A 15,306-nucleotide genomic window follows, 5' to 3' on the forward strand; every position below is an offset into this window, starting at 1 on the left:
AATAATGGCAGGATTATTTTCAACATTGAATATTGGAACCAGTGGTATGTCCGCACAGCAAAAGGCTATTGACGTTACTTCTCACAATATAGCCAATGCCAACACAGAGGGTTATACAAGACAGAGGGCAATTATAGAAGCTACCAGGCCTTATGACATGCCTTCCGTTAATAACGCAATTGGTGCAGGTCAGGTGGGGACTGGTGCTTTCGTATCAGCGATACAGAGAGTAAGAGATGATTTTTTAGATTATCAGATCAGAAATGAGACAAGTACTAAGGGAACTTATGAAACTAGAGATAATTACTTAACTCAGGTAGAAAGTATATTTAACGGACTTTCAGATACAAGTATATCTACTTTAATGGGAAAAGTTTTTAATTCCTGGCAGTCTCTTTCAACTCAGGCTCAGACCTCCAGTGCTAAAACTTTAGTAGCTCAGCAATCTGTGGCTCTTACAGGAGAATTAAATCATACTTATAGTCAGCTGCAAAACCTTAAAGCGGATTCTCAGTCCTATTTAAATCAGCAGGTTGTTGAGGTTAACAGCATATTTGATCAGATAGATTCTCTTAATCAGCAGATAACCAGAGTTAAAGTTTCAGGCAGTGAACCAAATGATCTTATGGATAAAAGAGATCTGCTTCTTGATCAGCTAAGTGAGAATTTTAATATTAACATAGATAAGAAAAGCTATGATGGAATAGATTTAAAGCCTGTGGATTCAGGAAACATTAGTGATACAGCTCTTGTAAAATCAGTAGATAATACAAATGTAAAAAGGTTTTCCTATGTAAGTGCCATTGAACCAGCTGTGGATAGTGATGGTAACAAGATTTCTGGTGAATACAAGGTTACCTACTATAAAAATGGCGATACCACTAGTGATAGTAATAAAATGGAAGTATATGTTTCTATGACTGCAGATGAGGCAAAACAATTAGATGAAAACAGAGTACTTTGGGCAAATAGTGATGGAATTGCTATAAATGCTGATGGAACGGCTTTGGGAACAACTACAGTAGATACTCCATTAGCTTTTTCAAATCTCAATCTATTTACACCAAGCAGCGGCAATATTAAAGGAGCTATGTCTGTACAAGCGGATATTGATACCTATATAGATCAATTAAATAATATAGCAAAGGCCTTAGCTTTTACGGTTAATGCGGTGCATAGTGGTAGTAATACAGCAGATGCTTCTTCAGATGATTTGCCGTTCTTTGTAAATGGTGATACAGCTGTCTATACAACGGATAGTAATGGAAACTCAGTTTTAACCGGTGGAAATTTATCCTCAGTACTTGACAGCGAAAGTGAAATAACAGCAGGTAATATTACTGTAAATAAAGAAATTTTAGATGATCCTACTAAAATCAAGGCCAGTACCACTGGAGATACATCTGTAGATGGTGATGGGGATGGAAATAGAGCTCTTGCTATAGCTCAGCTTAGAGACAAACTCATTACCATACAGAATATCAATTCAAATACATCAAGAAGTGACTTTATAACCAATTTTTCAGCAGATGATAACGGAGTTATGACAGTTCAAAATAGTGCCAATGGAACTACTTTAGAAGGTTACTTTAAAGATGTTGTAAATAAATTGGCAGTGCAGGGACAGGAAGCTGAAAGAGTAATTAAAAATCAAACTACTCTCCTTCAAAGTTTTCAGCAGTCAAGGGCTTCTGTTTCCGGAGTATCCATTGATGAAGAAATGGCTAATTTAATTCAATATCAACATGCCTATCAGGCAAATGCAAAAGTTATATCTACTGTAGATGAGCTTTTGGATGTGGTAATTAATGGACTTAAAAAATGATAGATATATCCTTAGAATATGAGAGGTGAAAACATGAGAATAACAAATAATATGTTAACTAGCAACTTTTTATCAGATATGCAGAACAATCTTCAAAATATGCAGAAAATACAGCAGCAAATGACTTCCGGAAAGGTTATAAGCAAAGCATCTGACGATCCCTTTATAGCAGCAAGATCCATGCAGCTGAATACTCAGCTTGATGCAAATAATCAATATAACAGCAATATAAAAGATGCGTCTAATTGGTTAAGTACAACAGATACGACTTTAGGACAGGTGGGAAATGCACTTTCAAGGATAAATGAACTCTTAGTTTCCACTGGTAATGCAGGTTTTAGTGATAATGAAAGACAATCTGTAAAAGATGAAATAAATCAGGTAATAAGCGGACTTTCTCAAACATTAAACACTAACTTCGATGGTAAGTATATATTTGGTGGTAGTAGAGCCACTACAAAACCATTAGCAGCAGTTACGGATTCAAACGGAAATACAAAACTTGATTATAATGCTAGTTCTGCAGAACTGAATATGATAGACAAGAAATTGTACACAGAAATATCTCAAGGAGTTACTATAGACTACAGTGTGTCAGCTCAGGATGTATTAGAATATAAAAATGGTGATTCTACTGAGGATTTAAGAAACTTACTTCAGAACATTGTAAATCATCTGGATGGAAAAAATGCAGATGGATCAACTCCAGCAGAAGGAAGTACCAGTCCTATAAGTCTTTTGACTACAGATGATTTAGCAGGTATACAGGCTGCAGCTAACAATGTGCTAAAACTTCGTTCAGAGGTGGGAGCCAAAGAAAACAGAATGAAAGATGCCTTGGATAATAACACAACAGAGTCACAGAATCTAACTACAATTTTATCTAAGACAGAGGACATAGACATAACTCAAAAAACCATGGAGTATGCCACTGCCCAGACAGTGTACCTTGCCTCTCTTCAAACAAGCGCAAGAGTAATACAGCCTACTCTTTTGGACTACCTTAGATAAACCAGTTGAGAGTTAAGAGTTGAGAGTGAAAAGTTAAAGATATTTTTTCTCCGCTGCACTGCGAAAAAATAGAACAACTAGATAATTAATTTTAAAGGTTTTTTCATAGCATAGCGGAGAAAAAGCATCATAAACTCTTAATTTTTCACTTTTCACTCTTAACTGATTTTAACTATCAACTGTCAACTATCCACTATCAACTTAACAAAGTGAAGGGTGAATTTTATGGAGCTTAAGACAAAATATCATGGAACAATTGAATACAGTGAAGGGGAAGTAATACATTTTAAAAAGGGAATGCCGGGTTTTCAGAATTTAAAGAAGTTTATAATGTTTCCCGTAGAGGAGAATAATCTTTTCAGTGTACTTCATTCTATAGAAAACAATAGTATAGGTTTTATAGTTACATCACCTTTTAATGTAGAAAAGGACTATGAAATAGAACTGAGTGATGCTGTACTTGAGGATTTAAACATAAAGGAAGAGAAAGATGTGTTAATCTTTAATACAGTTACTTTGAGTTCAGATGTAAAAAAAATAACTTCTAATTTAAAAGCTCCCATAGTGATAAATATAAAGGATAGATTAGGGGAACAAATAATATTGAATGATGAAAAATATGAAATAAAATATCCTCTATTTAAGGAGTGATTTGGTGCTTGTAATTACAAGAAAAAAAGGTGAATCCATAATTATAGGAGATAATATAGAAGTTAAAATTATAAAAATAGATGATGGCTCTGTAAAAATTGCCATAGATGCCCCTAAGGAGGTAGTGATCCTTCGTGGTGAGCTCTACAAGGAAGTAGAGGAAGAAAATAAAAATGCGGTAGTTTTTGAAAAATCAATTTTAAAGAATATTAAAAAATAGTTTAGGTGTAGATAAGAAATAGTAAAGTGAAAGCTATTAGTATACATGACTGTTTATTTCTTTGAAGATACCTGAGTAAATAGAGGTGTAATGATATGGATGTTAATGGAATTAGTCAAGGAAGACTAGCAGCTTCAGGATTGTCTCAAACAACTATCAGTAGTGAAAAAAATGTAAATACCAATGTAAATGATAATAGCAGCAGTACACAAAGCTCTGTTGAAAGCAAACCCGTTACAAAAGCACAGGTGGAAAATGTAGTGGAAAAAATGAGTAAACTCTTAGATGAAGACAGTACCCGTGTAGAATATGAAGCCCATAAGGGAATGTGGAGTGCCGTAATAAAGATAATAGACACAAAAACCGATGAAGTTGTCACCCAAATACCAGCTAAACAGGTGGTAGAAGCTATGGAAAACTTTTATGATGCTATAGGGATTATGATGGATAAGAAAGCTTAATTAAAAACAGTGGATAGTGGATAGTGGACAGTTGAAAGTTAAGGAAGATTTTTAGCTGTGCTAAAAATCTTTAACTAAATTTTAAATTTTTCGTAGCAAAGCGTAGAAAAATTATCCATAACTGTCCACTATCCACTGTCAACTTTCAACTGCATTTTCGGGGGTGTTTCTATGGAATTTAAAATAAATAAAATTGACATGGAAATTAGACAGAGAATTAATGAAAAAAGACAAGAAGGTAAAGTTCACAGTAATGGCAATGTAAAAATAAATAAAGTTCGCTTTGATAAGGACGATAATAGTAGAAATGATAAATTTGAACAGATAATGTCAAAGATTAAAAAGGGTAAAAAGAAAATTATTGTCCAGGCTACTAAAAGTGAAGACTTAGAAGTGGAAGCTTTTAAAGATGGCAAGGTTAGCCTGGAAGATATCGGCATATATTTAGATACAAAAAAATAGGAGGTAGTATCATGTACGCAGCTAATGCCTATAATACTTACAAAAATAATAGTGTTAATTTTGCTTCAAAAGAGCAATTGCTAATAATGCTATTAGATGGTGCAGTTAAATTTGCCGGTAAAGCAAAACAAGCATTATTAAATAAAAATATACAGGAAGCACATATGAATTTAGTTAAAACTCAAGATATATTCTATGAGCTTATAGTATCCTTAGATGTTTCAAAAGCTGGAGAATGGGGAGAAAGTTTAAGAGCCCTCTATCAGTTTATAGTGGACAAACTTGCAGATGCTAACATGAAGAAAAGTGTAGCAACTTTGGATGAAGTTATGCCTTTTATTGAAGATGTAAGGGATACTTGGAGAGAAGCTTATAAGGTTTCTAAAGGAAAAGCTTAAATATAAAGTTAAGAGATCAAAGAACAAAGTTCAAAGATTTGAGTTGATAGTTGATAGTGGAAAGTTGAAAGTGTAGGAGGATTTTTAGCTGTGCTAAAAATCTTAAATTAAATTAGAAATTTTTCGTAGCAAAGCGTAGAAAAATTATCCATAACTGTTCACTATCCACTGTCAACTCTCAACTGAAGAAATGAAAGGAGAGAGTTTTATGAGTGATATATCTTCAACTTCCACCACAACTACCGGTATGACCGGAGCTGGCGGCGGAAGTATGATAAGAATAACGGGTATGGCATCTGGTCTTGATGTAGATGCTATAGTTAAAAAAATGCTGGTAGCTGAGCAGAATAAAATTGATAAGGCAAAACAGGATCAGCAGACAATACAATGGAAACAGGAAGCTTATCAGGATATTATTAAGGATATAAAGGATTTGCAGAATACGTATTTTAATTCTTTGGATAGTGCTAATAATATTTTGTCTTCTAGTAATTATGCTGGATTTGACTCTAGTGTAGCTGATTCAACGGTTTTGTCAGTTACACCTGGAGTTAGTTCTCAGACTGGAACTTATAAGGTGGATTTTACAGATGGTCATTTGGCGGCAACGGCTTCTGTATCAACTACAGATAAGGTATCATCAAGTAGTGGAGATGCAAGTTTATCTAGTACTATGAAAGATTTGGGAATGTCAGGATCTACTGGCACTTTTGACATAACATATAATGGGACTACAAAAACTATTACAGTAAATAGTACAGATAAATTAAGTGATGTTATTAACAATATTTCAAATGCTACATCTGGGGCAGTAATGGCATCTTTTAGTCAATTAACAGGGAAATTTACCATACAGACTGCAAATACAGGAAGTGCACAAAATATAACTGTTTCTAATGATTCAGGATCATCACTTACGGCTTTAGGAATAACAACTGGTAGTAGTGGTACAGGTGAGGATGCTGTCGTAAAAATAACACCGCCAGGTGGAATTGCAGTAACAGTAACAAAATCGACTAATAATTTTACAATAGATGGAATTACTTATAATTTACAAAGTGCACAAGGAGCAGATGAAGGGAAAAGCACAACTTTTACTATAACTCAAAACACTCAAAAGGTTTATGATAAAATAAATGATTTTTTAGATAAATATAATGCTATAGTAGATAAAATTCAGACTAAATTAAGTGAGAAGAAAAGTTATGATTATCCACCATTAACAGATGCACAGAGGTCTAGTATGAGTGCTTCCCAAATTACCGATTGGGAAACAAAAGCTAAAACTGGCATACTTAGAAATGATGAAAATCTTCAAAGTCTTCTTACATCTATGAGAAGTGCCTTTACCACAGCAGTTTCTAATACAGGTTTAAGTTTTGGGAAATATGGCAGTAACTCTATAGGACTAGATACCTCCAGTGATATAACAGAAGGTGGAAAGATAACTATTGTTGATGAACAAAAATTTAAAGCGGCTATAGCTGAACATGGTGATCAAATACTAAAATTATTTACTAATATTTCAGATTCTACGGATAAAACAACTAAATTTAATGAAAGCGGAATATTTCAGAGACTTAGCAGTATATTTGTTGACAATGTGGGTTATACAGGAACCACTTTAAATAGTGCCATACTTACAAAGTATGCAAACTATCAAGGAGATTATAGTATCTATGGAAGTTCAGGAACTAATACCCTTCCAGATCAACTGTATAGACAAACACTATTGATTAAAAAACTTAACTCTGATTTTAGTGATAAACAGGAAAAATATTATCAACAGTTTTCAGCATTAGAAACGGCTTTGACCCAGATGAATGCACAACAGTCAATGCTTTCACAATACGGAATGTAATAATGAAATAAAAAATTGGAAAACATTTTTTATTTAGTTGACAGTGGAGAGTGGATAGTTGAAAGTTAAAAAATTAATAATGACTCTCCACTATCCACTTTCAACTTTCCACTGTTTTTACAGATTGGAGAACTAAAATGAATACATTAAAACAGTATTTAGATTATTATAAAAATATCACTATAGAGCTTATAAACAATCTCTACTGCGATAAATTAGATGATATAGATGAATTTATGAAGAAAAGACAGAGCATTTTAGAAGAGATAGGACAATTAAACTGTTCAAAAAAGGAGTTTAATTTAATAACAACTGAAATTGAACTGCCTGAAATTGAAAAAAGATTAAAGTATGTAATGACAGAAAAAAAGGAAAAGTTATTAATGGAAATGGAAAAGATGGCAATGTCAAGAAATGCCAACAATAGCTATAATAAAAATCTGTATGGTAAGTCACAGGTGTTTAGTAAGAAAATATAATTATTCAAAGAATAAAGTTCAAAGAACAGAGTTCAAATAATGTAATTTTGCCTCTTGGGCAAAATGAAATATAAAAATTTTCTGACGCAGGAAGAAAATTCACATTATTTGTTCTTTAATCTTTGAACTTTGTTATTTTTTGAACTGTCCACTATCCACTTTCAACTCTCCACTAAAATGAAATCTGTGCTATAATTATAAAAAACTAACTAGATTTTGGGAGGGTTTATCATGAGAAAACGCTTCAATACTACCGGTGTTTGCATTCCTCATAAGCATTTTATGGTTAATATAGATAATAAAATAGATGAAGTTGAAAAAATGGTTTTTAGAGGGGAATATTTCATTATAAATAGACCACGTCAGTATGGAAAGACAACTATATTATCAGAATTATCTAAAAGACTGCAAAAGAAATATTTAGTTATTCGTTCAAGTTTTGAAGGTATAGGGGATACGATATTCGAAAATGAACAGATATTCAGCAGTAAAATATTAAGTATATTTTCAAAAACACTGAGATTTACTAATAAGGAAAAAGCAAGTGAATTAGAAAAATTAGGTAAGAACTTAAAAAGTTTAGAAGAAGTTTCAGAAGGAATCACAGAATTTGTAATGAATTCAGATAAAGAAGTCATTCTTTTTATAGATGAAGTTGATAAAAGTAGTAATAATCAACTTTTTTTGAGCTTTTTAGGAGTACTTAGAAATAAATTTTTATTAAAAGAACAGGGATTAGATTATACTTTCCATAGTGTAATATTAGCAGGTGTATATGATGTTAAAAATTTAAAATTAAAATTACGTCCGAAAGAAGAAAAAAAATACAATAGTCCCTGGAACATAGCGGTAAACTTTGAAGTAGATATGAATTTTAAGCCAGTTGAAATAGAAACTATGCTTAAACAATATGTACAGGAAACTGGTATTTCAATGGATACAGAAACAATAGCCAATAAACTTTATTATTATACCAGTGGATATCCTTTCTTAGTAAGCAGATTATGTCAGATAATAGATGAAAAGCTTTTAAAGGAACATGAAAAGGAATGGACGGAAAACCATGTTGTTGAAGCTGTGAAACTTATTTTAAAAGAAAATAATACTTTATTTGATGACTTAGTAAAAAATCTAGAAAATAATAGAGAGTTATATGAGCAGGTATATTATATAACTGTTAAAGGTGATATTAGAGTTTTTAACATTTTAAATCCAATAATTAACTTAGGAGTTATATATGGTATTTTTAAAGAAGAAGATAATAAAGTATATATCCACAACAGAATTTATGAGCAGATAATATATAACTATATGATTTCTAAAACAGAATCAAAAGGAGATATAAGCAGATATAATTTTAGAGATAATTTTATTAAATATAATAATGAGCTTGATTTTGAAAAAATACTTTTAAAATATCAGCAATTTATGAAAGAACAGTACTCAGATAAAGATTCAAAATTTATTGAAAGAGAAGGAAGATTATTATTTTTAGCCTTTATAAAGCCAATAATAAATGGCATAGGTTTTGATTTTAAAGAAGTTCAAATATCACAAGAAAAAAGACTGGATGTAGTTGTTACCTATGACAAATATAAATATGTAGCAGAACTTAAAATATGGCATGGGGAAGAATATCATAAAAAAGGACTTAAACAACTTTGTGATTATCTTGAAATCCAGGGACTTAATAAGGGTTATTTAGTTATATATGATTTTAATAAAGGTAAGAAGTTTAAGAGTGATAGAGTGGTTGTTGAGGGGAAAGAGATATTTATGATTTGGGTTTAGAACTAGTGGATAGTTGAAAGTGGAGAGTGGATAGTTAAAACACAACCAATTAACAGTTAAGAATTAAGAGTGAAAGTTTAAGAAAAAAACTTAAAAAAAATTTTTTATAACCTATAAAGTAATAAAAAAATAGTGCGATGTAATAAGTATAAAGTTGATAAAAACAAATTTTAAATAATAAATATTTTCATCTGACTAAATGTCAATTAATCTGTTAAGAATGCAGATATATTATTATATTTAGGAGGTTGAAAATTGAAAGAAAGTTTAGTTTATAATAAGGCTTTTGAATTTGCTATAAGAATAGTTAATTTATATAGGTATTTATGTAAAGAAAAAAATGAATATACTCTTTCAAAACAAGTTTTGAGATCAGGAACTAGTATAGGTGCTAATACAAAAGAAGCAATACAGGCGTCAAGTAAACGGGATTTTCTAATGAAAATGAATATAGCTTTAAAAGAAGCTTCAGAAACAGATTATTGGCTAAATCTTCTTAAAGCTACTGATTATTTAGATTCAAAACTATCAGAATCAATTATAAATGATTGTAAAGAGTTAAATAAAATGCTTATATCTATAGTTAAAACAACAAAAGAAAAAGTAAATTAGAGATGTGTTAATATTTTACCTATATAGCTAACTTTCAACTGTCCACTATCAACTTTCAACTCATTAATGCTAGTAAACTTTCATCTTAACTAACAACCAACAATTGCAAGTTAAATGAAGGATTTATCTATAAATCAAAAAAAAGGACAAGGATGTCCGTTAAAAATCAGGGAGGTAACATATTATGATAATTAATCACAATTTAATGGCAAATAATGCTTTAAGAAACATGAACATTAACTCTGGTAATGCATCTAAATCAATGCAAAAATTATCTTCAGGTCTTAGAATTAATGGTGCAGCAGATGACGCAGCAGGATTGGCTATATCTGAAAAAATGAGAGGACAAATTAGAGGTCTTGATCAAGCTTCAAGCAATGCTCAAGATGGTATATCATTAATACAAACTGCTGAAGGTGCATTAAATGAAACTCACAGCATTCTTCAAAGAATGAGAGAATTAGCAGTTCAATCAGCTACTGATACTAATACAGATGATGATAGAGCAAAAATCCAGGCTGAAACTGATGAACTTGCAAAAGAAATAACTAGAATATCAAATACAACAGAGTTCAATACTCAAAATTTGCTTGCTGGTGGATTGGATGATACTTTCCAAATAGGAGCAAATAAAGGTCAAAATATTAATTTGAAAATTTCAGCAATGGATGCACAAAGTTTGGGAGTTTCTGGAAGCAAGTTAAATGCTACATTAGCATCTGGAGCAACTGATGTAACTGGAGTTGCATTAAGTGGTGCTAAAGGTACATCAGTAGTGGATGGTAAAACAGTTACAATTTCTGCTAGTGATACTGCTGCAGTTGCAACTTGGGCTGCTGCTGATACAGGATTAACAGGTACTACAATTAGTACTAAAAACAACACTTCAGATTACAATGGTTGGAAATTTAGCTTTTCAACATCAGGTTCATCAACTATTGCAGCTACAGCTGATTCAGCAAATAAAACAATTACATTAACTGGAAGTACAACTGCTGGAGATTGGACAGAGGATGCTATTAATGATGCATTAAGTGCAGCCGGATATGGTAGTGTATTTGTTGCAACTGGAGATGCTTCTGCTGTATCTACTAGTACTGGAGTTGTTGCTTCTACAGATGGTTTAGCTGCTGATGAAGTTTTATTAACAGCTACTGAAGGTTTAAATACTGGTAAAGTAATAGTTAAAGATAATGCAGCAACTGCAACTTTTACAGATGATAAATTTAAAGGATTATCAATAAGCCTTGATGGATCAAGTAGTGCTTCAACTGCATCTACTATAACATTGGCAACACAACAATCAAGTATTACTACATTTAATGATGATGGTAGTATAAATAAAGAAGCTATTGCAGCGGCAGGTATTGATGTTTCTACTCAAGAATCTGCAAATACAGCAATAGAAACAATAAACAATGCAATTACAAAGGTTTCAGAAGAAAGAAGTAAACTTGGTGCTTATTCAAATAGATTAGAGCACACAATAGCTAACTTAGGAACTTCATCAGAAAACTTGACAGCATCTGAATCAAGAATAAGAGACGTTGATATGGCAAAAGAAATGTCAACATTCTCAAAAAACAATATTCTTTCTCAAGCTGCTCAAGCTATGTTGGCTCAAGCAAATAATCAACCACAGCAGGTTTTACAACTTCTTAGGTAGGATTATTTGAGGGTCTCTTAAAGAGTAATCTTTAAGCACACATTGGGTGAATTGCTGGAACTTCCTTAAGATGTTTCTCTACAACGAAGTTCGAAAGGACAGGCGTGAAGGATTGAAAAGCAAACAGATTGGATAATCAGCAGCCAAGCTCCTGGATCGAAAGGTTGGAGAAGGTTCAACGACTAGAGTATACCACCTAAGCAGTTGACAATTGATAGTGGATAGTTGACAGTTAAAAACATTACTATCATTTAAAAATTTGTATGGTGATGAAACTCGTAGGGATGAGGTTTCCCGAAGTGCCCAACCCCAGAAGACAGTTGAAAGTTGAGAGTCGATAGTGGAAAGTTAAAAAATTCCTATCAATCTTAAGCATAAATTGATTATGGGTGAAGATATAGTCTGGCAATGATTGAAAGGTCATTGATGAAACGCAAGCAAATCAACAACCTCAACAGGTTCTTCAATTATTGAGATAATTGAGAATTTAGTAAGAATAATTAGGAGGAGTCAGGGTGAAAACTCTGGCTTCTTTGTTATTGCTTTAATATTTTAAAATGTCATAGTTTTATATTTATTTTCATAAAATATTTCAGATAAATTCATGAGATGTATTAAAAGGTGTTGATTTACAATAAAAATTTCTTGACAATCTACAGTAAGGCTTTTTATTTGATATAAAGTTGATATTTTATAGTTGAAGAATTGATGAAAATTAGAATAAAAATGTTATAATAAGTTTATATTGGTAAATATACAGTTTAGTATATATTATTAAAAGATATATAAGCATGAAATTATAGTATATTTAATAGAAAAGGTATTAAATTAACTAATTAAAGTTATTGAAAGAAAAATGCTTCAAAATATAAGTTAAGTAAATTCAATATAGATTGAGATGTTTTTGAGGAAAGCAAAATAATATATAGAAAGTATGATGGGAATATAAATGTATGATGAAAAAGAAAAATTAATAACAGAGTTCAAAAAAATGCTAGACGATGTAAATACAAAAGAGAATGATATACAAGAATTTATTGAAACTTATTCACAATTAATACCAACACCATTTTTATTAGGGCATGCCTTACATTTTAATAGTGTTATATCGAAGTTTAAACTTTCGGATAGTTATATAACAGATTTTGCATATATGACTAAGTGTACAGACTATTGGAATTTAGTTTTAATTGAGTTAGAAGATTCTCATAAAAAAATATTTACAAATAATAAAAATAATACTTATTTTCATAATGAGTTCAATCATGCTTATGATCAAATTACTTCATGGAAAAATTACATAGAACAAAATAAAGAATGTGTATTAAAAAAAATAACTAAACTAAAATTGCCAATAAAATATACACCAATAAGAATAAAATATGTATTAATTATAGGAAGAAATAGTGATAAGAATACTGAGGAAAAAATAAACATGTTTGCACAGAAGAGTAATGATGACGTTAAAGTAATGACTTATGATAGTATTATATCAATGTATAAGCATTTGGAGGTATCTATAAATAAAATGGTTTTATCTCATTGGAAGGGAGGATTTAAAGTTAAACATGTTCCAGATAATCTTGACACAAGTATATTTGCATCTGTAAAACCAGAATATTTAGATATTGGTACAGAAAATACAAAAAAACTAATTGCTCAGGATTATCAAATAGATCGTTGGAGACGAGGATATCCATTAATGTATAATTCCAAATATGATGCTAAAACATATAAAGAAAAAGCTACTAATATTTTGGCAAAAGTTACTGTTACAGATGATGAAATCGAAAGAAAGTTTGACTAAAAGATATAAGAATTATCATAAGCAATAAAATAACAAAGCAATTATTATAAATTCAATAGATCCACTAATAAATTCCCTAGCAAGCTCAGTTGTTCCTCCCTCGCAAGGGTAACTGTGACTTGGGAAAAATAGTAAAAGTAATAGAAATTGAAGCTTAAAATTACAACAGGGTCAGTCCATCTAGGAGACAACTTCCAGTTATCTCCTAGATGGACGATTGTTATATGTAATCCTAATTACTTTTAAATTGAGTCAGTAATTATTAAAATTATACTCTTATTAAAGAATTATTTAAATACTGCGATAATTATAATATAAGACATAATTGGACAAATATATTGGATGATTTTATTGATAAGAATAAATTAGAACATCAGGTAAGGGAGGCTTTTTCGTGAAAACTAGAACAACGTTAATAGCAAGTGAGACTCTTCGATTCCCACTATGGTGACTGTCACCTGTCGGTTTAATAAACTCGATAAATCTGCGTATTAGTATCACCTTACTGCCATAACACATGAGGGGTTACGTTATCAGGTCACAAGAGTAACTGTGACCTGGGAAATAAAGTAAGTGATTTAAAAATAAATACTCTATGTAAATAATTCTTTTTATAAGAATAAAATTAATATCATTAAAACTCTTAGATGCTTATATTTTACAAATCTTATAAAATACAATAAGTATTCGAGTGATAATCATGGATATAGCAGCATTATCAACAATAATGAGCCGATCAAAAGTACAATAGTCAGCTGATATATCAGTAATGAAGATGGCAATGGATACAGGGAATGAAACTGCTGCTCAAATGACGGAAATGATGAAGAATGTTGCAGTAGACCCTAATCTAGGGCAACATTTGGATGCAAGGGTATAGCATTATATGAATGAGAAATAAGAAATTATAGAGGTTAAATATGTTATCTTTATGTATGATAGTTAAAAATGAAGAAAAAAATCTTAAAAGTTGCTTATCCAAAGTAGCTGCTTTTGTAGACGAAATAATTATAGTAGATACAGGTTCTATTGATAATACAAAGATTATCGCATCACAATTTACAGATGAAATTTATGACTTTAAGTGGTGTAATGATTTCTCAAAAGCTAGAAATTTCTCTATATGTAAAGCTTCAAAGGATTGGATACTTGTGTTAGATGCAGATGAGTTTGTTACAGATTTTTTTAGAGATAATATAGATAAATTTATAAAAAACTCTTTAAATAAAAATAAGGTAGGTAGAATTCAGAGAATTAATATAATGGAGGATTCTAACGGTAATAAGAAGTATACTGAAAGGGTAAATAGACTTTTTAACAGAAATTATTTTCATTATGAAGGAATAATTCATGAGCAGCTTATAGCTTTGGATGGTAAAACCTATGAAACAGAGATCATAGATATAACTGTAGATCATTTGGGTTATACAGAGGAAGCATTAAATAGAACAGATAAACTTAAAAGGAATATAGGTTTATTAAAAGTAGCAGTGAAAAATGACTCAGAAGATCCGTATCTTTATTTTCAATTAGGTAAGTCCTATTATATGTTGAAGGATTATAAAACTTCTGCCTTATATTTTGAAAAGGCGTTATCTTTTCAGTTAGATTTCAAATTAGAATATGTGGAGGACTTAGTAGAAACCTATGGATATTCTCTGATTAATAATGGTAGGTACTCGGAGTCTCTTATTTTAGAGAATTGCCTTGAGGTCTACTCAAAACTACCAGATTTTCATTTCCTTTTGGGATTAATATATATGAATAATGCTAAATTTACACAGGCAATAAAGTGCTTTTTAGAGTGTACTAAATTTCCATATTCTAAGGTAGAAGGAATAACTACATATATTTCATACTATAATGTAGGGGTTATATATGATGTGCTGGGTTTTGGAGAAAAAGCGATGGAATATTATAAGATGTGTGGGGATTATGAGCCAGCAAGGAATAGGATTAAAGCACAGCTGAATTAAGTGGATACTTATGTATACTATTAAGTTTATTAAAATTATATATTGGAGGGATAAAAATGTAGCAAGTTCACTCCGTTCACAAAGAC

15 protein-coding genes are annotated in these 15,306 nt (G+C 31.1%); all 15 read left to right on the forward strand.

Annotation, left to right across the window (positions count from 1 at the left end; all coding sequences use genetic code 11):
- The first annotated feature begins 4 nt into the window (after window positions 1-4).
- Window positions 5-1,825: a flagellar hook-associated protein FlgK gene (gene flgK, locus CLPA_RS08580; protein ID WP_003443850.1), complete on the forward strand. Its 1,821-nt coding sequence runs from the start codon at window positions 5-7 to the stop codon at window positions 1,823-1,825.
- Between the two features lie 33 nt (window positions 1,826-1,858).
- Entirely contained in the window at window positions 1,859-2,836 is a 978-nt protein-coding gene (gene flgL / locus CLPA_RS08585; protein ID WP_003443853.1) for a flagellar hook-associated protein FlgL, read from the forward strand.
- Between the two features lie 225 nt (window positions 2,837-3,061).
- Window positions 3,062-3,487 carry a flagellar assembly protein FliW gene (gene fliW, locus CLPA_RS08590; RefSeq protein ID WP_003443856.1) on the forward strand — a complete coding sequence of 142 codons (426 nt, stop codon included), beginning with the start codon at window positions 3,062-3,064 and terminating at the stop codon, window positions 3,485-3,487.
- A 4-nt stretch (window positions 3,488-3,491) separates the two neighbouring features.
- Window positions 3,492-3,707 (forward strand): carbon storage regulator CsrA, encoded by a 216-nt coding sequence (gene csrA, locus CLPA_RS08595; protein WP_003443859.1) that lies wholly within the window; start codon window positions 3,492-3,494, stop codon window positions 3,705-3,707.
- A gap of 95 nt (window positions 3,708-3,802) precedes the next feature.
- Window positions 3,803-4,168 carry a flagellar protein FlaG gene (locus tag CLPA_RS08600; RefSeq protein WP_003443862.1) on the forward strand — a complete coding sequence of 122 codons (366 nt, stop codon included), beginning with the start codon at window positions 3,803-3,805 and terminating at the stop codon, window positions 4,166-4,168.
- Between the two features lie 171 nt (window positions 4,169-4,339).
- Window positions 4,340-4,630, forward strand: coding sequence for a hypothetical protein (locus CLPA_RS08605; protein WP_003443865.1), 291 nt, complete (start codon window positions 4,340-4,342; stop codon window positions 4,628-4,630).
- 11 nt (window positions 4,631-4,641) lie between these two features.
- Window positions 4,642-5,028, forward strand: coding sequence for a flagellar export chaperone FliS (gene fliS / locus CLPA_RS08610; protein ID WP_003443868.1), 387 nt, complete (start codon window positions 4,642-4,644; stop codon window positions 5,026-5,028).
- Between the two features lie 208 nt (window positions 5,029-5,236).
- The gene (gene fliD, locus CLPA_RS08615; RefSeq protein WP_003443880.1) at window positions 5,237-6,889 is read left to right on the forward strand and encodes a flagellar filament capping protein FliD; all 1,653 of its coding nucleotides are present in this window, start codon (window positions 5,237-5,239) and stop codon (window positions 6,887-6,889) included.
- 137 nt (window positions 6,890-7,026) lie between these two features.
- Window positions 7,027-7,368, forward strand: a complete 342-nt coding sequence (locus CLPA_RS08620; protein ID WP_003443883.1) for a flagellar protein FliT — start codon at window positions 7,027-7,029, stop codon at window positions 7,366-7,368.
- Between the two features lie 231 nt (window positions 7,369-7,599).
- Window positions 7,600-9,159 carry a hypothetical protein gene (locus tag CLPA_RS08625; RefSeq protein WP_003443886.1) on the forward strand — a complete coding sequence of 520 codons (1,560 nt, stop codon included), beginning with the start codon at window positions 7,600-7,602 and terminating at the stop codon, window positions 9,157-9,159.
- A 255-nt stretch (window positions 9,160-9,414) separates the two neighbouring features.
- Window positions 9,415-9,771 (forward strand): four helix bundle protein, encoded by a 357-nt coding sequence (locus CLPA_RS08630; protein ID WP_003443889.1) that lies wholly within the window; start codon window positions 9,415-9,417, stop codon window positions 9,769-9,771.
- A 184-nt stretch (window positions 9,772-9,955) separates the two neighbouring features.
- Entirely contained in the window at window positions 9,956-11,437 is a 1,482-nt protein-coding gene (locus CLPA_RS21905) for a flagellin N-terminal helical domain-containing protein (RefSeq protein ID WP_003443892.1), read from the forward strand.
- A gap of 949 nt (window positions 11,438-12,386) precedes the next feature.
- Window positions 12,387-13,244: a Shedu immune nuclease family protein gene (locus CLPA_RS08640; RefSeq protein ID WP_003443895.1), complete on the forward strand. Its 858-nt coding sequence runs from the start codon at window positions 12,387-12,389 to the stop codon at window positions 13,242-13,244.
- A gap of 760 nt (window positions 13,245-14,004) precedes the next feature.
- Window positions 14,005-14,124 carry a YjfB family protein gene (locus CLPA_RS21685; RefSeq protein WP_257786248.1) on the forward strand — a complete coding sequence of 40 codons (120 nt, stop codon included), beginning with the start codon at window positions 14,005-14,007 and terminating at the stop codon, window positions 14,122-14,124.
- Window positions 14,125-14,164: 40 nt separating this feature from the next.
- Window positions 14,165-15,220: a glycosyltransferase family 2 protein gene (locus CLPA_RS08650; protein WP_003443900.1), complete on the forward strand. Its 1,056-nt coding sequence runs from the start codon at window positions 14,165-14,167 to the stop codon at window positions 15,218-15,220.
- The last annotated feature ends 86 nt before the right edge of the window (window positions 15,221-15,306 follow it).

This window comes from Clostridium pasteurianum DSM 525 = ATCC 6013, assembly GCF_000807255.1.
Classification (GTDB): Bacteria; Bacillota; Clostridia; order Clostridiales; family Clostridiaceae; genus Clostridium_I; species Clostridium_I pasteurianum.